Origin of the sequence: Pseudomonas sp. RSB 5.4 (assembly GCF_037126175.1) — a bacterium.
Lineage (GTDB): Bacteria > Pseudomonadota > Gammaproteobacteria > Pseudomonadales > Pseudomonadaceae > Aquipseudomonas > Aquipseudomonas fluorescens_H.
The window spans coordinates 1,425,178-1,443,751 of the sequence record NZ_CP146986.1; the positions used below are offsets into that span (position 1 = coordinate 1,425,178).

14 protein-coding genes are annotated in these 18,574 nt (G+C 55.2%); 6 read left to right on the forward strand and 8 right to left on the reverse strand.

Annotated elements, in window-relative coordinates; genetic code table 11:
* Nucleotides 1–152: 152 nt before the first annotated feature.
* From V9L13_RS06290 to V9L13_RS06300, 3 genes are all read right to left on the reverse strand, one after another.
* Nucleotides 153–1,454 (reverse strand): FAD-binding oxidoreductase, encoded by a 1,302-nt coding sequence (locus V9L13_RS06290; RefSeq protein WP_338801882.1) that lies wholly within the window; start codon nucleotides 1,452–1,454, stop codon nucleotides 153–155.
* On the reverse strand, nucleotides 1,451–2,539 hold the full coding sequence (locus V9L13_RS06295) for a polyamine ABC transporter substrate-binding protein (RefSeq protein WP_003224753.1): 1,089 nt from the start codon (nucleotides 2,537–2,539) through the stop codon (nucleotides 1,451–1,453). The genes V9L13_RS06290 and V9L13_RS06295 overlap by 4 nt, the downstream gene beginning before the upstream one ends.
* Nucleotides 2,540–2,742: 203 nt before the next feature.
* Nucleotides 2,743–4,101, reverse strand: coding sequence for a glutamine synthetase family protein (locus tag V9L13_RS06300; protein ID WP_338801883.1), 1,359 nt, complete (start codon nucleotides 4,099–4,101; stop codon nucleotides 2,743–2,745).
* A 161-nt stretch (nucleotides 4,102–4,262) separates the two neighbouring features.
* Between V9L13_RS06300 and V9L13_RS06305 the strand changes: the two genes are divergently transcribed.
* The 3 genes from V9L13_RS06305 to V9L13_RS06315 all read left to right on the forward strand — a co-directional run bounded on the left by V9L13_RS06305 (nucleotide 4,263) and on the right by V9L13_RS06315 (nucleotide 7,338).
* Complete coding sequence (locus tag V9L13_RS06305; RefSeq protein WP_338801884.1) at nucleotides 4,263–5,171, forward strand: helix-turn-helix domain-containing protein; 909 nt, start codon at nucleotides 4,263–4,265, stop codon at nucleotides 5,169–5,171.
* 149 nt (nucleotides 5,172–5,320) lie between these two features.
* Entirely contained in the window at nucleotides 5,321–5,836 is a 516-nt protein-coding gene (locus V9L13_RS06310) for a cupin domain-containing protein (RefSeq protein WP_338801885.1), read from the forward strand.
* A gap of 386 nt (nucleotides 5,837–6,222) precedes the next feature.
* Nucleotides 6,223–7,338: a hypothetical protein gene (locus tag V9L13_RS06315; RefSeq protein ID WP_338801886.1), complete on the forward strand. Its 1,116-nt coding sequence runs from the start codon at nucleotides 6,223–6,225 to the stop codon at nucleotides 7,336–7,338.
* A gap of 97 nt (nucleotides 7,339–7,435) precedes the next feature.
* Here V9L13_RS06315 and V9L13_RS06320 read toward each other — a convergent pair whose 3' ends face one another.
* Both V9L13_RS06320 and V9L13_RS06325 read right to left on the reverse strand, forming a co-directional pair.
* Nucleotides 7,436–7,846 carry a histone-like nucleoid-structuring protein, MvaT/MvaU family gene (locus V9L13_RS06320; RefSeq protein WP_338801887.1) on the reverse strand — a complete coding sequence of 137 codons (411 nt, stop codon included), beginning with the start codon at nucleotides 7,844–7,846 and terminating at the stop codon, nucleotides 7,436–7,438.
* 29 nt (nucleotides 7,847–7,875) lie between these two features.
* On the reverse strand, nucleotides 7,876–8,274 hold the full coding sequence (locus V9L13_RS06325) for a hypothetical protein (RefSeq protein WP_338801888.1): 399 nt from the start codon (nucleotides 8,272–8,274) through the stop codon (nucleotides 7,876–7,878).
* 956 nt (nucleotides 8,275–9,230) lie between these two features.
* Here V9L13_RS06325 and V9L13_RS06330 point away from each other — a divergent pair.
* Together V9L13_RS06330 and V9L13_RS06335 are read left to right on the forward strand one after the other, a co-directional pair.
* Nucleotides 9,231–13,562, forward strand: coding sequence for a hypothetical protein (locus tag V9L13_RS06330; protein WP_338801889.1), 4,332 nt, complete (start codon nucleotides 9,231–9,233; stop codon nucleotides 13,560–13,562).
* A gap of 114 nt (nucleotides 13,563–13,676) precedes the next feature.
* A complete protein-coding gene (locus tag V9L13_RS06335) occupies nucleotides 13,677–14,972 on the forward strand; it encodes an ImmA/IrrE family metallo-endopeptidase (protein ID WP_338801890.1) in 1,296 nt (431 codons plus the stop codon).
* 123 nt (nucleotides 14,973–15,095) lie between these two features.
* Here the strand turns inward: V9L13_RS06335 and V9L13_RS06340 are convergent, their stop codons facing one another.
* The 3 genes from V9L13_RS06340 to V9L13_RS06350 form a co-directional block, all read right to left on the reverse strand.
* Complete coding sequence (locus tag V9L13_RS06340; protein ID WP_338802835.1) at nucleotides 15,096–15,608, reverse strand: ImmA/IrrE family metallo-endopeptidase; 513 nt, start codon at nucleotides 15,606–15,608, stop codon at nucleotides 15,096–15,098.
* A 36-nt stretch (nucleotides 15,609–15,644) separates the two neighbouring features.
* The gene (locus V9L13_RS06345; RefSeq protein ID WP_338801891.1) at nucleotides 15,645–15,788 is read right to left on the reverse strand and encodes a hypothetical protein; all 144 of its coding nucleotides are present in this window, start codon (nucleotides 15,786–15,788) and stop codon (nucleotides 15,645–15,647) included.
* 295 nt (nucleotides 15,789–16,083) lie between these two features.
* Nucleotides 16,084–17,151: a DNA-binding protein gene (locus tag V9L13_RS06350; RefSeq protein WP_338801892.1), complete on the reverse strand. Its 1,068-nt coding sequence runs from the start codon at nucleotides 17,149–17,151 to the stop codon at nucleotides 16,084–16,086.
* Between the two features lie 196 nt (nucleotides 17,152–17,347).
* On the opposite strand from V9L13_RS06350, the gene V9L13_RS06355 reads away from it, so the two are divergent.
* Nucleotides 17,348–18,295, forward strand: a complete 948-nt coding sequence (locus V9L13_RS06355) for a tyrosine-type recombinase/integrase (RefSeq protein ID WP_338801893.1) — start codon at nucleotides 17,348–17,350, stop codon at nucleotides 18,293–18,295.
* Nucleotides 18,296–18,574: the final 279 nt, after the last annotated feature.

Below are 18,574 nucleotides of genomic sequence, written 5' to 3' on the forward strand. Positions count from 1 at the left end.
AAGCACTCCATCAATATAGAAGTGCTTGGCGATAGAGCAAATAGCGAGGCGCTGGTTACGTGTAGGAGTTGCCGCAGGCTGCGATCTTTTGATCTTTAAAAATCAAGATCAAAAGATCGCAGCCTGCGGCAACTCCTACAGGGGGGATGCGTTCAGCCGACAAGTTCACGCAGGCGGTACCAGAACATCCCCAGTGCCAGCAGCGGCGAACGTAGCGCCGGGCCGCCGGGGAAGGTCATGTGCGGCACGGCACTGAACACATCCATGCCCTGACTGTGTCCGGCGTGAATCGCTTCGCCCAACAGCTTGGCGCACCAGTGCGTGACGTTAAGACCGTGACCGGAATAACCCTGAGCGTAGAACACGTTCGGCTGCTGCTTGAGCCGGCCGACCTGCGGGAAGCGGTTGGCGGTGATGCCGATCTTGCCGCCCCACTGATAGTCGATGCGCACATCCGCCAGTTGCGGGAAGACCTTGAGCATCTTCGGGCGCATGTAGGTGGCGATATCCGCCGGATCGCGGCCGGAATAGTGGCAAGCCCCGCCAAACAGCAGGCGTCTATCCGCCGAGAGCCGGTAGTAATCGAGTCCGACTTTCTGGTCGCACAACGCCAGATTCTGCGGGATCAGTTGCGCGGCGCGAGCCTCGGACAGCGGCTCGGTGGCGATGATGTAACTGCCGGCGGGCAACACCTTGCCACTGAGTTGCTGTTCGAGTTCATCCAGATGCGCATTGCAACCGAGCACCAGACTGCCGGCGCGCACGCTGCCAGTGGCGCAGCGCACCTCAACGGTTTCGCCGTGGATGATCTGCAGCACCGGGCTTTGCTCGAAGATGCGCACTCCGAGAGACGCCGCCAGACGCGCTTCGCCCTGCACCAGATCCAGCGGATGCAGATGGCCGGAGCCCATGTCGATCAGCCCCCCCGCGTAGCCGTCGGCGTTGACCACTTGCTGACGGATCTGCTCGGGGCCAACCAGGCGGGTCTGGTGTTGATAGCCGAGTTCGTCGAGGCTGACCTGTTCGTCCTTGAACGCAGCGAACTGCGCCGGGGTGTTGGCCAGCTCGCAAAAGCCCCAGCGCAGGTCGCATTCGATGTGGTTGTCGGTGATGCGCTGGCGCACCAGGTTCACCGAGTCGATCCCGGCACGTTGCAGATAGCGCACGCCGTCGTTGCCCACGTAACGTGCAAAGCCCTCGACCTCATGACCGATGCCGCGAATCAACTGACCGCCGTTGCGTCCGCTGGCCCCCCAGCCGATGCGCCGGGCTTCGATCAACACCACCGACAGCCCGCGTTGCGCCAGCTCAATCGCGGTGTTGACCCCGGTGAACCCGCCGCCGATCACGCAGACATCGGCGGTGAGATCACCGTCGAGCACCGGCCAGGGCGTACTTGCCCGGGCCGAAGCAGCGTAATAGGAGCGGGCGTGTTCTTTGCTGTACTGATTCATTTGTTCGACTTCACTTTGCTCCAGGATCGGGTCATCAGACGCATGATCGACTGGGGCGGGGTGGTGGAAATATACAGTTTGTCGAGGACTTCCTGCGGTGGGTAAACCTCTGGATTGCTCACCAGTGCCACGTCCATGTACTGCTTGGCCGGCGGGTTCGGGTTGGCGTAACCGACCGAAGCGCTGACCTTGGCGATCACTTGCGGATCAAGCAGGTAATTGATGAAGGCGTGGGCTTCCTTGGGATTGGCGGCGTCGGCTGGAACGGCCAACAGATCGAACCACAGGTTGGCGCCTTCCTTCGGGATCGCGTAGGCGATGTTCACGCCGTTCTTGGCTTCCTTGGCGCGGTTGGCAGCCTGAAACACGTCGCCGGAGTAACCGAACGCCACGCAGATATCGCCGTTGGCCAGATCGGAGACGTATTTCGAGGAATGGAAATAGGTGATGTACGGACGGATGCTCAGCAGTTTGGCTTCAGCCTTCTTGAAGTCTTCCGGGTTCTCGCTGCGTGGGTCCATGCCCATGTAGTTGAGGATTGCCGGGAACACTTCGTCGGCCGAGTCCATCATCGACACGCCGCACTGCGACAGCTTCTTGATGTTTTCCGGTTCGAACAGCACCGCCCAGGAATCGATGTGATCGATGCCCAGCACTTGCTTGACCTTGTCAACGTTGTAGCCGATGCCGTTGGTGCCCCACAGGTAGGGGACCGAGTGCGCGTTTTGCGGGTCGTTCTTCTCAAGCAGCGCGAGCAGTTTCGGGTCGAGGTTTTTCCAGTTCGGCAACTGCTCGCGATCCAGTTTGAGGAACGCGCCGGCCTTCACCTGACGGGCGAGAAAATGGTTGGACGGCACGACCACGTCGTAGCCGGTGCGGCCGGCAAGCAGCTTGCCTTCCAGGGTTTCGTTGGAGTCGAAAACGTCGTAGATCACCTTGATCCCGGTCTTGGCCTGGAAGTCGGCGAGGGTGGTTTCACCGATGTAGTCGGTCCAGTTGTAGACGCTGACCTGGGGCTGGGCCAGGGCTGCGGTGCTGCACAACAGCGCCAGTGCGGCGGGAACCATGGATTTCAATAGACGCATATCGACACCTCTTGGAATTATTGGAGTTTTCGGGTGGTTCTGGATTTTCAGATGGATCATTGTTCCCCTGCTCTTTGTGGGAGGGGGCTTGCTCCCGAAGAGGCCGGTACCTCCAACATTACAGCTGGCTGATGCACCGCTTTCGGGAGCAAGCCCCCTCCCACAAAAAGCCATGCCATGGAGGAAGGGGATTTGTGCTGGAGTCAGACGCTCAGCAGCAGAAACTCGCGCTCCCACGAACTGATCACGCGCTTGAAGTTTTCATGCTCGGCGCGTTTCACCGCGACGTAGCCGCGCACGAACTTGCTGCCGAGGTACCCGGCAACGGTTGTGCACTCTTCCATTTGTGTCAGCGCGTCTTCGATGGTGATCGGCAGGCGCAGGTTGCGGCGTTCGTAGGCGCGGCCTTCGACGGCGGCGCTCGGTTCGATGCCTTCGACCATGCCGATGTAGCCACACAGCAGGCTCGCGGCGATCGCCAGATACGGGTTGGCGTCGGCCCCCGGCAGGCGGTTTTCCACGCGCATGGATTCTGGGCCGGAGGTCGGCACACGCAGGCCGACAGTGCGGTTCTCTTCGCCCCACTCGACGTTGACCGGTGCCGAGGTGTCCGGCAGGAAGCGGCGGAACGAGTTCACGTTGGGCGCAAACATCGGCAGCACTTTCGGGATGTACTTCTGCAACCCGCCGATGTGATGGCGGAACAGCTCGCTCATCGTGCCGTCGGCATCGGCGAAGATCGGCTTGCCGGTCTCGATGTCGACCACGCTCTGATGCAGGTGCATCGCGCTGCCAGGCTCGTCGCCAATCGGCTTGGCCATGAACGTTGCGGTGACGTTATGTTTGAGCGCCGCTTCGCGCAGGGTGCGTTTGAACACGGTGATCTGGTCGGCCAGATCCAGCGCATCGCCGTGACGGAAGTTGATTTCCATCTGCGCCGGGCCGTCTTCGTGGATCAGCGTGTCCAGATCCAGACCTTGCAACTCGCACCAGTCGTAGACGTCTTCGAACAGCGGGTCGAACTCGTTGGCGGCATCGATCGAGAACGACTGCCGACCGCTTTCGGCACGGCCCGAACGGCCCAGTGGTGCCTTGAGCGGCAGGTCCGGGTCTTCGCAGCGCTGGGTGAGGTAGAACTCCATTTCCGGCGCAACGATCGGCTTCCAGCCCTTGTCGGTGTACAGCTGCAGAACCTTTTTCAGCACGTTGCGCGGCGACAGTTCGATCGGGTTGCCGAACTTGTCGAAGGTGTCGTGGATGACGATGGCGGTCGGCTCGATCGCCCATGGAATCACATACACGGCGTCGCTCACCGGTTTGCAGACCATGTCGATGTCGGCCGGGTCGAGCAGGTCGTAGTAGATGTCGTCGTCGACAAAATCCCCGGTTACCGTTTGCAGCAGCACACTTTCCGGCAGGCGCATGCCTCGTTCATGCAGGAACTTGTTGGTCGGTGCGATCTTGCCGCGGGCGATGCCGGTCAGGTCGCTGACCACACATTCAACTTCGGTAATCTTGTGATCTTTCAGCCAAGTGAACAGCTGATCGAAAGGGGCATTCATAAAGACCTCGTTATTGGTTTTATAGACGCCGGGGAGGGCGGGTTTCATCTTCCGCCCCTTCCCCTGTGGCGCGTTGACGACTATCTTGGGCGAGCCTTGCAGTTCCATCTATCCACTTTAAGCAGCACCAAAGCGCACCAAAAGAGTGCGCAAGGGCTCCCATGACAACGTGTAATCCGCTACAGGTTCAGGCTTTCAATACGGCTGATGTCACCGAACAAATCCGCGCCACGCCGGGTTGGGTCCAGCATTACCAGCAGATGTCCCCGGGGCATTTCGCCGGGCAGATCCGCTATCTGGATCTGCAGGGCGTGCAGGTGTACGAGGAGCAGATGAACACCCGGGTCGAGCAGACCTTCAGCGCGCCATCGGGGGCCTTGGCGTTCTGTTTCGATCGCAGTGACAACGCGCTGTATCTGCTCAACGAAAACAGCCGCAACATCTGGATCACCCCGGAGAACTATCAGGAAATCGCCGTGGTGTTCGGCCCGGAATTCGTTCGTCAGCACGGGCTGGATGTGGCGAAACTCGAAGGCCTGTTCATGGCGCCGCTCAATTGCGGACAAAACGCATTGTTCAGTCGCTGGTTGAGTTCGACGCTCACGAAGCTGTCGCAAACCCTTGATCAACCCAGCAAGGAAGCCCTGACTCAGCAGTTGCTTGAGGACTGCCTGTTCATCCTCGACAACGCTCGCGTGCACCTGGATCGTGGCGGTTTGCAGCGCCGCAGCGAGGAGCGGACGATCATGAAGCGAGTAGGGGAGTGGGCCGCCGATTCACCGGAAGAAACGGTCAATCTGCTGGAACTGGCGCAGGTCGCGGGCGTCTCGCTGCGCCAATTGCAGCATGCGTTCAAGGACTTCACCGGCATGACGCCAAGCCATTGGTTGCGCCTGCGCCGGTTGAACAGCGCACATCGCGAATTACTCAAGCGCGCACCGACAGATACCACGGTTGCCGAAGTGGCGATGCACTGGTCGTTCTGGCATCTGGGGCGGTTTTCCAGCAGTTATCGGGCGCTGTTCAAAGAGCTGCCGAGCGAGACGCTGAAGCGTAAGAACAGCGCCTGAAGATATTAGTTAAATATTGCCTTCTTGAATAAATACGCGCTAAAAAGAAGGGTAATTCCTTCGAAATCCGCCAATCTACTGTTAACTCCACTAAATAGCCGTTTAGTAGAGCTATCGTCGCATCTGTCCTTAAATCAATGGAGTGGGCCATGAATCGAGGGAAAACAAGCGTCGGGGATGTGATTACGGCGCTGGATCTGCAGCCTCATGTCGAAGGCGGCTATTTTCGCAGGACTTTTCAAGCAGATCACCGTGCCATGCTGCAAACCGCCGGTGGCCCACGTTACCTGATGACCTCGATCTATTACTTGCTGACTGAAGACTCGCCAGTGGGCCAATTTCATTTCAACCAATCGGACATCCTGCATTTCTATCATCTGGGCGATCCTGTCGAGTACAGCATGATCCTCAGTGACGGCGAGTTACGAACGCTGGTGATGGGTAACGACGTTCTGGCAGGCCAGCATTTGCAAATGCACGTGCCTGGTGGAATCTGGAAAGCTTCGCGATTGCTTGAGGGTGAGCACGGATTTGGATTAATCAGCGAAGCCGTGTCGCCGGGATTTGATTTTGCGGACATGGAGATGGCTGATCGACGGAAATTGATTGCGCGATTTCCACAGCATCGCACGCTGATTGAAAAGCTGACGCGGGACGCTGATTGAGGGTCGCCAGTTTCCGGCAAGGCCGCGGTTGTGAAAAGTGAGGTTTCAGGGAAAAGACGCTGGATTGAAATCTGGCGTGTAACCGGGTTAATCCTGAAACATCTTGTTACGTGTAATGTATATTATGTTAAATCATTTATTACCTTATGCGCCTCCTGCTAGACCTTGTCAACGTTCACCGACATCGTTGTCAACCTTCACCGAACCCTTTCGCCCTCATGCGCTTAGAGATGCTTCTGAAACCAAACCCTCAGGAGCCAATTCACCAATCGCCGACTAGAGCAATTAAAGTACGGTGATATTTGACTTAGCCTCAGTCCGCAACTAAACCTATATCACTCAGATACATCGCACCTCTTGATAATACCTCCCTAGAGGCTACGGCGATGCGTCCATTCATCTTCTTTCCGATTTTCCCTGGTTACAGCCAATGGCGCCCTGAGCGCGGAACCAACGTTCCCGAGTCCATCGCCGTCTGCGATCGTCTGGAAAAGGTATTTCCTGGTGCTCAGCCATTCATTGGTACCTGGCACTGCATGGAATTCCTCAAGCGCAGAGCAATTACGAATCCCACTGGCTTCAAGTACGTCGAATTGGCCAAGTGCCTGGAAGCTATGTTGCTTTGGAGCTTTCATAGCCGGAAGCCTCTATTGGACTGGGGCGAACAACAGGTGGATGGGTTCCTGAGTTTCTACTGCGATCCTCCTGTGGAATGCACGGCGGCGTGCCTTCGCAATCGATTTTTGGAGGACTTCTCGGCTCCGTTCAAAGATTGGGTTATCAACCCAGATTGGCGGCTATTTCGACGTTCTCTCGGCAGAAATGGATTGCTGAAGCCCGTCACCCGCGATGCCTTTTCGCACGTGGTTTTTCATGCCAAGCAGTTCTTTGACTTCTACCTAACCTCCACAGGTAGCTCGCGCGCCAATCCTGCCGATGGATTTTCTAGCGCCTTTAGGAACCTTAACTGGAGTAAGAGCTCGGTCGTGCTCACTGAGAGGCAGCTCGACTGGCTTTTGGCGAATGCTCTGACATCACGCGATCACCATCGCCAAGCCTTGCAGATGCTGATGTACTTCGGGTTTGCGCGCTATACCAACCTGAGCGCAAAGCAAATAGTTGGTACCCCAAGTGCGCAGTTCACACTCGACCGCTTAAGGCGCGAGCCTGATGGAGGTTGGAGCCTTTCAGCGTCATCCTGCGGCGTGTCGGATAACTGGTTGCGCTTACCCGCACCTATGAGTCCGTTGATTGAAAGATATCTGCAGTCACGACAAGTGGATCTGATCCGCGCATTGCCGAATCTGCCACTGTTCCCCAATCTCAATAATGTTGACGGCTACGACTCCAATTACAATTCCATGTCAACAAAATTAAAGGTAATTCGCGAGCTTGTTGCTGATGCAGCGCTTGCTGACGACGATCCCGGTATCGCTGCGTCGGCAGATTGTTTTCGGAAAATCTCATTCAGAATGGTGCGCCGCTCGACTCGCGTCGCTTGACGCTTACCGCCGTGAGAACCATGGCAAATATCCGATGAACAGGATCAGCGCCCCTTCCCCATCTTTGCCTGTGGAGCGTCGACCGGCAGCAACTTTCTCAATCGAATCGCCATCCTTCAACCACGGCGCCGCCGTAGGTGGACTTCCACTTCTTGAGTACAGTGTGGTTTCCGCCCCGGGTCTCTATCACATCGCCGGTATGAGGATTCTTGTATCGTTTGACAGGATATTCCCGTGGGCGGCGTGAAGATTTCGTAGCATCAGCTGTTGCCGCCAATTTTTGTATCACGCCTTGCCCAGCATGGGCGAGCTGGGAGTATTCTCTTCGAGGCGCGAGGTACATGAGGATGTCGCGAGGCGAAAATTGATATTTTTCGGCTAGCTCGTCAAGGTCGTTCAGAAAGCGCAACGCACGTATGACTTCTGCATCGCGTAACAAGGCAGCAGCAGTTTGAAACTCGGACTGAATACGACGGTTGATTTGAAAAACTTCAGCAATTTTCTTCACAACGCCACCTCGCAGCAGCTCTCTTAACTTCATCCTTCGTGCGAGCTGGTTTTGTCGATGTTGGTTTTTGAAACTTGAATACGTGCTCGAAACTCTTCCGGGCTGTACCCCTCATAACAGATGTCTGCCGGCTCGGGTTCGCTGAGGTCACCCTCGTTCAGAATGACTAACGCGCTTAAATTCTCCAAATAAGACATAGTCGAATTATTGTGTTCTGGAGTGTTGATATCAGGGTCACGGGAAAGCAGTAGTCGTGCAACATCTGGAGCATTGAAACCATACGCATCCATCAAATTGTGTAAGGCCTTGAAAAATTGCTCATCAAGAATAAAGTCACGGGAGGTGCGGATTGTCTCTACCTCTTTGGTGGCTTCAGCCAATCGATTTTCAGCCTGTCTAAGGGCTAAGAATTCGTGAGATCTTGACATGGCACTACCAGCTCCGTGGCTCAATCGCTTAACCCGAGTTTAGCCCATCAGTAGAGTACTAGAAAGCACGTCAGGAAGTGGATAGGTAGACAACCTAGGCTTATAAGGCTCAAAACGTTCACCCTCTCCCCTACACAGCCCGTAATTCCTAGGTTATGAGTACAACCCAGTGTCGATGATCGACGGGGAAAGATATGCAGGATAAAAAGTTGTGAAGTCTGGGCGCATTATGTGGATAGAAATCGACGGTGGCGATCATGATAGGCTTCAGCGTTGAGCTCTTCTCTTATCCTGTTGCAAATTTTGCACATCGATGAACCGGTCGTCAGGGATTCAGATATGCCATGTATTGCCAGGTTAGCCGGTTCCGGACTTTCTCTCCTTCTGTTGTGAATTTTCCCCACTGGAGGCGCAATTTTTTAGGAGCTCAGATATGCCATGTATTGCCAGGTTAGGCAGCTCCGGACTCTTCCTTCCTTCTGTTGAGAATCCTGCACACCGGTGACTCGGTCTGCAGGGGCATAGATATGCCATATATTGCCGGGCATGGCAGTCTTGGACTCGTAACTCGTTGCAAAATTACCTACCGGTGACGCAGTCTGTAGGGGCATAGATATGCCATGTATTGCCAGGCTTCCCTCCTCAGGCGTGCTCGCTGCGCTGTTCACGTTTTTGGCTGGTCTTATCATGGAGTTTTAGACGGTGTCGGCGCTCGATACGCCTCCTGCCCCAAGTGTCACGCTTCGTAATTTCTTGCGAATTCAACGCTACGCATGGCGCTGAATGATCGATAAGATAGGGCCCTCTATCAGTTGTGCGAGCCAGGTATGGCAAGGCCTCCAAAGGCAAAGGGACAGAAAGCTCCCATCCCTAAACCGAAACCCCAGCAGAAGAAAGTCGCAAGTCCTATTTCAACGGGCGGGCGCGGTGGTGCATTCGAGCAACGTGTGCAGGCGGTGCGGCTGCTCGCCATGTGCATGGGCATCCCGTGTGCGGGGTTGCGTGAAGGATTTGTCATCGTAGGGTTGCTGTTCCAAGGACGAGGATTTGACCACAACACTGACGACCTGGTTGTCCATGCTTCGTCGCTGAGCACCGGACAGAAAGCAACCATCAGAATGCAGATGAAGCGGTCACTCAAGGCGACTGCCAATGACGTTTTTACCGAAGCCGTAGGGCTTGCGTGGCTCGATTTCATTAAGCCAACTTTTCAGCGTGGGCTGGACGACAACCTGATTGTCTACCATGTGTCCAGCTCGTCATCTATGGAAGGCGCGGTGGAGGTGGTCAGGCTAGCCTTGGCGTCTCTTTCACATGAATCCTGGTACACCCGTGTGCATTCAGAGGGTCTGAGTAACGCTCGCAACCGGACTGCTTACGCCGCCATCAAGGCTGCAGCTGAGCAATACAATGAGGCCACGGTTAACGACGAAGACCTGCGCCAGTTCGCGCTCCACCTGAAGTTCGTGCCCCACGACCTGGACTCGGATCGCACTCAGGAAGCCGGATACCAAAAGCAATTTATCGCCCAGGCATTGCCAAGCCGAGACAGCGGCGCGGTATGGTCGCAGTTGTTGGCTGTGTGTGCTGAGCTCAATGGCACGGCCGGAGAAATCGATCTCTCTTCCGCTTCAGCTCATCTAGGCGAGCTTGCCAAGGAATTTCATACGGCCAAGCTGATACGTGACAGTGTACGCGCCTGCCAAATGGGCACGATTTCTGTCAGCCAAGAACGCGCATCAGAGCTTACCCCGCTGGCGGAATACCTCGCTCCCCTCCTCTCCGTTGGCCGCGCTGCCGGCAGCACACTACTGACTGATGATCTGCCCGTCGCAAGCCAAGGATCTGAAACCCCGTTTGCAACGCGCCAACTCGACCGCATCAGCACGCTGCACAACGATCGCCGATACAAGGATGCCTTAACTCAGCTGGAGCTCCTCGAAGATGAGCTGGGTACGTTTGATATCCACCAGAAAGCCCGTTGGCATTTCCTTCGTGGAATGTGCTTCTGGCATCTTGGGGACGATCAGACAGCCTCGACCGATCTTGAGACAGCCGCAAACCTCTACGCCGACGATGAGCGTATTGCTGCGGGTCATGTCCGGGCTCAAATGCTTGAAAATGACGTGCAGGCTGCTCTCCAGATTGGCCAGGCGGCACAGGCTCGATTTCCGGAGTCGTATTCGGTATGGATCGCTTACACCAACGCAAGAGTCCTCAATAGAGAACAGCTAACTGAAGACGAGATTCCCGAGGCCTTTCGCGAAAAGTCCGGGGCCTGGCAGATGGTGGCCAGTTCCAGGGCTGGCGGCGGGGACGATCTTGGTGCCGTCAACGCTATCAAGACAGCGTTGGAGCAGCCTGACAGCTCCATCTTTATCGTTGAAAACTATCTGCGTTTTGCCCTGCGACTCGCTACGGACAACCCGTTCCATGTGAGCACGCGATCCCAGCCTGAGGATCGACGCGAGCTCATCATAGATGCCATGTCTAAGTTTGAGGATCGTGAGGCTGTGCTATGGGCCGAGCAAAGTCCCAGGATAAAGACTGACGTCGTGTTTCACCTTGCCTATGCGTATCTGCTATTGGGGCAGCCGGCTCAGGCGTTGGACATGATCGAGCAGGGAAGACAGCGCGGCGTTCCAGAACATGAGACAACGGCCAGAGTGGAGCTTGAGGCCCTATGCGATTTGAATCGTGAGGGTGAAGCTGTTGATCGCTTTTCCGATCGCCTTGACCAGCTTCCTGATGACGCACTGGTGATCTTCGGCCAAGCATGCTTGGTTGCGGGCAGAGAGCCAATGCTCAAGTCTACCTACGGTGTACAGGTGCAGCGGCCTGTCACGGAGGAGTCGGCGAAAGTGCTGCGGATACTCCGCCACATACACTGGGAATTGTTGCTGCGTCAGCAACGCAATGATGCAGTTCAGCAAGAGCTTTCGCTGCTAGGTGTCACTCCCCAGAACAGCAATATTACCGATGGGGTTTTTGCTGCTCGGGCCTTCATCGATAACGAAGCAGTGCGCCAGGCATTCGAGAATCGTGTGGCTGAACTCGCACCGCAAAGCAGCGATTTGCTGGAACTGTCCATGGCATCGCAGTGGATGCTACATGCACGGCGGCACGATGACGCTATCGCAATGCTTGAACGCGTGCTTCCTCACGACTCGTTCTCTCCACTGCACGTTGATCTTCTTCACGCCTACGCCCTAACTGATCAGCGTGCGAAGGTTCGAGATCTGCTGGAGTCGCTTCCTGCTGAATGGCGCCAGTCCCCAGATGTCCGAAACGTGGCTTTGAACGTTTACGGTAACGCCGGTGATTGGCCCAGGATGCGTGAAATCGCAGAGATGATCGTTTCTGAGACCCCTCTTGATGCCAGTGCATGGTTGTTGCTGATCCAGGTTCTAGCCAACATAAACCCTGAGCAGATGGACGCGTGCTTAGCCACGCTTCCTGTCTTTCTGGAAGGCTCCGCTCAGGATCAATTGAAACTTGCTAACGCAGAGATTAGTCGGGGGATGCCTGATCGAGGCATCGCTCGCATCTACCGAACCATGCGAGTTAGCTCGGGCAATCTTGAGGCTGCTGCCGGTCACATCTCACTCATGGTCATGGCATCCGGCACGATGGACGATTTCCTCACCAACCCAGTTGAGGTCGTTTGTGGGACTTCAGTCGAACTCGAAGACGGCAAAGGCGTGAGTGGTTACGTTTCAATAGATTTCGACATCGCCCCACCGCTCCCGCCGACCGCGGAGTTCATCCCAGCGGGCTCCACGCAGGCTCTCGCGCTTATTGGTCTCAAAGTTGGGGAAACCACATCGATCCGCAGTCTGATAGGAGAGCAGACGTTCAAGGTTAAGCGGATAGTGACCATTCACCGACGTTTGCTCGACCTATCATATGGGCAGGTATCAAACGCGGTCGTTCCGAGCAAAAATTTAGTCGCCATGACCATCCCCACGCGTGAGGATGGCGAGCTGGATATCTCCTTCTTCATCGAGCAAATCGAACGAAAAAAAGCACAGGGTCTGAACACAATTGGGCTATATGGCCAGCACATGGCCACGCTTGAACTGATCGCGCGGATGCTCGGTGTGGACGTGATCGATCTCGTCAGAGGCTGGCCCGATGAGGGGCCATTGCTGGAGGTCTCGATGGGCGTGGGCCAGACCCACGATGCATTCTCGGTAGACGCTGCCCGTGATCTCCCATGGGTTGTCGATCTCTCTATGCTGGTAGAGCTTTCGACGTTGGGAATGCTTGATGTATTGGAGCACATCCCAAAGCTTTATATAGCTACCGCCACCAAGCAGGCGATCGAAACGAAGATCGAGTCGTCATCGCGCTTTCGCAAGGGAGGGACGCTCTTCTCACACGATGGGCGACTTGGTATGGAAGAGCAGACAGAGGAAAGTTGGCATCGGGAGAGAGCATTTCTGGACTCAATCTGTGCCGCTATTGATGAGTATTGTGAGGTGGTGCCGGCATACGGCCTCCCCTTGCTACCGGCACAGATGCATACGCTCAAAGACATCCTGGGTGACGGAGAGTATGCAACCCTGCTCGTTTGCCTGGAATACGGCGGTGGCCTGCTGTCGTTAGACGCCCGCCTCCGAGCTATCGCAGGGTTTCTGGAGATCAAAGGAGCATCTCCTCAACTGCTACTGACAAATGAGCTGGTTTCAGGGCGTTTGGTGCGTGCCGAATACTCCCGGGCAATTGTTCAACTGGTGATGACCAGGCGCAGCTTCGTCTCGATCCAAGCTGCCGACCTTGTCACCATGATGGATCAGGGTGAGACGTTTGCAAACATAGGTATCAACCGGTTGCGGAGTTACTTGGCCGAGACGAACCTAACATTTGATACTGCGGTGCCCGTTATTGTCGACTTTGTCTGTCTGATGTTCCTACAGGTGCGCTGTAACCTAGGTGTGATGCTGCAGCTGATTGAGTACTGTTTTGAACCGATGTTCCGTCACGCGGGCTGCCCTGACGATTTCCATAGGTTGGCGTACACACGGATCCTGCTCACGTTAGCCGGCGTAGAAATCAGTTCCGTGGCCCGCAAAGCCATAGGGCACAGACTACATGTTGCGATGCAGCGCGCAGAGCGACCTAGCAAGACGGTGACCCTGGAAGCGAAGATTTCCTTCGCTTATGCAGTCCCTTTCTGGACGTTCGTGGCGCCATCACCGCTGGCTTCTATTCGGCTAGAAGCCCAAAATCCTGCGCCAGCATCGGCTGAGAGCGGTCATACCGAGGAAAACAGGAACGTGGATTAGCATTCATCATGCTGTGACTGACACGCAGCATGCTCCCCAGGAATTACTTTCTCGAGCGCCATCTACTCACGTACAACTGAATTTCTGACACGTTAACCGGAGCCTCCCCCACATATGGAAATTGAAGCGCTCAGCACCTATGCCAAGGGCGACCGATTCGAGGAGCAAGTCTTTGAGTTCCTGTCTCGTGAGATCAATGAGGGTCGCTTCTATGCGTTCCGACCTGAGTGCTGCAAAATTTTCAGGAAGAAGGGCTACTACTCGCGTGACCGAGAAGACTTCATCATTTTTGACATTTCTGTCGAAGTGTTCCTGCCTGGTTTCGAAACCCCGTCGTTGCTTGTGCTCATCGAATGCAAGAACTACAGCGGCAAAGTGCCCGTGGGGGACATCGAAGAATTTGGTTCAAAGATAAGCCAAGTGGCCGGCTTCAATGCCAAGGGTGTTTTTGCGTCCGCCAGTGCATTTCAGTCCGGCACGTTCAACATTGCTCGGAATCGAGGCTTCGGTGTCTTGCGTTACTTCGATCAGTCTGAGTTTCGATGGGAGCTTCCTCGCGCCCTGCTAACCGGGGCGCGTAGCGCTAGAGCCCGTAAGCGCGCAGAGATCGAATACGCCCTAACCCAGGTGGATTTTCGGCCTACCGTTTATAGCGCCTATGCCGTAACTCCCGCCGGCTTTACGGATGGTTGGGAAGGCATCTGGAAAGGCCTCGACCTTGAGAGTACTTTTGAAGAGAACGACTTAAGTTTGATTCGTCAGCCCACGCTTATCGCAACACCCAGGGTCGCATTCATTTCGCGGGACAGAATAGATCGCTTAGCGCAGCAGGCTTTGAAATCCATTTCATACATTCGGGGAGCGGTCGATCTTACCAAGCTAGTGTTCAGAGAGGCTGGTGCCAGTGGACTGTCCGTGAGCTTCATTGAGGGCTCGGGGTCGGCCCTCGGCAGTATCACGTTCAGCCCGCTTGAGATCAAAATCTTCGCGGCAGATAGCCAATCCCACTTGGCCCGATTCACCCTCGCCCATGAGTTGGGACATCACTTTCTAGGTCATAAGCGCTACATGACACGAGAGGCCATCCGAGCACAGGACATTGACCAGAGCCAGCTCATCACCATCCCTAAAGGGGAAGTCGAGCGGTTGGAGTGGCAAGCGAATACGTTCGCTTCAGGTCTCTTGATGCCTAAAGAGGACTTTAAGGCTGCGTTTGGGTTATTACTACAGCATCTTGGCATCCGAAACCGTGGTCACGGCCATCTGTACCTGGACAGTCAGCGGGACAACGTGATCCAGTTTCATGCTGTGTGCAATTCCCTGAGCGAATATTTTAACGTTTCGAAGACAGCAATCCGTTTGCGCATGAGGGCGTTGGATCTGCTGGTCGAGGTAGGTCGGCAGGAATGATTGATCAGTATCTGACGGGGACTTTAAGTCGCATGGTCGGGCGTGCTTGGGCGTACAGTCCTAACCACCCCGCCACTCTTTTATACCCCGATCAATACCTAGCGCCTAGTTCCAAGCGCCAAGCTAAGGCCAGCGTACTAAACCGAGCTCCTTGAGCCGTAACGCCATTGCCGAATCGGATACTCCAAACTGCGTAGCAAGCGATACGACGTTGAGATTATTGAAGCGTTGGCATCGCGCTAGCGCCAGCTCTCGTTCCAGGGAGTCTGACGAGGCATACAACAAACCTTCAATGTTATGCGCATCGAGGTGATATGCGACCGTATCGTTAAAGTGAAGCTGGTCTCCACATAGAAATAGACGCCTGAAACGGTCAGCGACTAGCTTCGCAGGCATCAAAAAACAAGCTGCAAAGAAATCAGCCTCACGTTCTTCAAGGTTTCGCGGCCCGCCGACTGGACGGCCATCCAACGCCCGATCCCTATGCATAACCTCACCTTCATGTAGGGCAAGGTGGCCGATCTCATGAGCACCCGTGAACAGTTTTACAGTGGGTGAGAATTCTTGGGAGATGGCGATGCGGTTCGCTTGGCGATCAATCAGACCTGCGATCTTAGGGCCGGAGCCGCCTTGGATGAATTTGGGGTCACCGAGATTCGGAAGCTCCCGATATTAAAAGCCGTACGCTAACGCCGCCTTTCTTGGATCACGCGCCTGAAGCGGGGTGATATCTTGATCGCCCCACAGGTGATATCGGTCGCGCCAGAGCATGCGCAACAGCTCGGACGCTTCTTGTTCGATACTTGGCATGTCCATGCAAATCACCGCATGTAGTGTTGTAGTCTTGATGATAACCCAATATGTAGGGTTTTCAAGTCTGTCGAACCTGCGATGTTGTTGCTGGGTACGCAGCACTAGTTTGCTTTATTCGAGCCAGCCGCTTCGATACTTGAATGATCTCGGGCTGCCAATCGAGTGCGAATGTCGAGCTGTGTGAAAGCTGGCGGTAATGTGCTGTTCGCCAGCATCAAAGTGAGTCGCTGATGAGCCCACTGAAGCGCTGAGCATTCTTCATAAGGGCCCATCGGTTTGAACGTGGCTTTGTTCATGGTCACTTCCTCGACGTTTTTGTGGGTGCTGTCTTTGACTTCTCTGAGGCAGGCGTAAATGTAGTATTCGAATCGCTTTCAACTGTCTCAGCCTCGGTAGCCTGCAGTCGTCGGAGTTGCTCATTCTCCGATTGGGCAGCGACAAGTAGTAGCCTTGCCTTCAGCTCGCGCTCGCCGCTCTTGGCCGCAGCTTCATTCAGTGCCGTGGCGTCCTGTCGAAGCGAGGCGATCTGTTCCTGGAGCTGCTCAACAACGCCGGCGGATTTCGCCGCTACCAGTTTCAGCCCTTGGATCTCGCAAGTCAGTGTCTGTATATGCGCCTCATGGCCATGTAGCAGTTTCACCTGCTGCCTGGACTCTCCAAGCAACCGCTCGTTGTCACGATTTAAACGAGTTAGGTCATCCTGTTTCAGCACCAAGGTTTCCTGGAGTTTGCGCTTCTCCACTTGAGCCTCGTGGAGTTGGGATTCATGCCGGCGTTGATCCTGATCCCGCTGCTCTTTGACGGACTGCCGGTAGTGCTCCAAAGCACCGCGCGCATGAACATGCTTCTCCTCTAAGGAATGGATCTGTTTATCCCTGTCGCTGACCAAGGCTTCAAGGTCAGTACACCGTTGATTAAGTCCGGCATTGCGCGTCAGTTCTGCCTGAAGCGAGGACTGCGTGATTTTTAAGTCTGCGGTCTGAGCCTCAATAGCTGCTTGCTGAGTGTCGAGCTGCCTACGCGCTGCGGTCAGTTCAGTTTGCAGGCTGGCGATCTGCGCCTGGAGCTCTACACGCGCAATATCAAAGGCTGATCGGGACTGTTCGATCGACTCGTGGCCCTCCTCCATGAGTCGATCCAGAAGGCTTTCAACCATTGCCGAAAGTTCTTCACCCATGCGTTCGCGGGACGATAGTGGGCGTGGATCGTAGGATTCGATCTCCTTCAGGTACCGGGCAATGGTTGTCTTCGACCCGGTATTCCCCAGTTCCACACGCACGGCATCGATGCTTGGGTATGTGCCCCTAACGAGCAGAGACTGCCTTGCTTTTTGCACCACCGCCTTGTTAATGCCGCCACGAGCCATTTGAACTCCTACGATTTCGTGCTGTGTTACGTGTCATGTAATTACGTGGCACGCTAACACCAATTTTGTAAATGTAAAATCCAATAATTAAAAAGCTATAATAGTGCTTTATGGCTTCTTGATACTTTCTGGCGCCCAGAAAACGTCCTAGTGGCGCTGGGAAAGCAAAACGCTCCGATTTTGAAGGCAAAGCACGATGGAAAAGGCAGATCGGTACCTCAGGGCCGGTACCCGGGAGAACACGCGAAAGAGTTACCGGGCGGCGATCGAGCACTTCGAAGTGACTTGGGGCGGGTACCTGCCCACGACAGGCGCGGGCGTCGTTCGCTACTTGGCGGAGTATGCCGACAAGCTCTCCATCAACACTCTGAAGCAGCGCTTGGCAGCCCTTGCGCAATGGCACATCACCCAGGGCTTCCCTGACCCAACCAAAACGCCTGATGTTCGCCAGATGATCAAGGGTATCAAGGTCGTGCATCCCGCAAGAGTGAAACAGGCCGCCCCACTGCTGCTGAAGCACCTAGAGCAGGCGGTCACATGGCTTGAAGGGGAAGCTGCAGCTTCGATTGAACGGGGAGATTACAAATCGCTGGTGCGCCATCGTCGCTCGGTGGCGATTATCTTGATTTGGTTTTGGCGTGGCTTTCGCGGCGATGAGTTAGCCAGGCTAATGGTCGAGGATACCCAAGCCATAAGTGGTGAAGGCATTACCTTTTTCCTGCCTTACACCAAGGGTGACCGCCAGCATGAAGGAACTACTTTCCAGACCCCGGCGCTTACAATTCTCTGCCCCGTGGAGGCCTATATCAACTGGATAACAGTTGCCGGGATCGCAAAAGGCCCGGTGTTCCAGCGGATAGACCGGTGGGGCAATCTTTCAGGCAAAGCTATGCAGCCGCATAGCCTGATCCCTGTGCTGCGGCGCATTTTCAAAGAGGCAGGATTACCAGCTGAACTGTATAGCAGCCACTCAATGCGGCGCGGCTTTGCAACCTGGGCGTCCGCCAATGGGTGGGACATCAAAGGGCTGATGAGCTATGTGGGCTGGAAGGATATGAAGTCTGCAATGCGCTACGTGGATGCAGTTATCTCCTTCGGAGGTCTTAAAGCTAATTCAGGCACACCGCAACTGGAGGCCTTCTGAATGCAGATAGAAGCATCCCGCTGCAACCGACGGACGTATTGAGGTAAACACGCACATGGATATCCGACATTACTCAACAGAGAATTCAACCCCGCCCATGCTGGATTAGCTGGCATTTTTTCGGTCTATGAGAAACTCCTGATTTGGTGTAGCGCAAAATTTAGATTTCTGGGAAGGCATCATCCCAAGCACCTCGTAAGCGTTTCAGGTTGTAATTCAATGCCATGGAGATGGCCGCCTCTTCGGATACAACGGCCCTCTCCATTCAACATTGGTCGT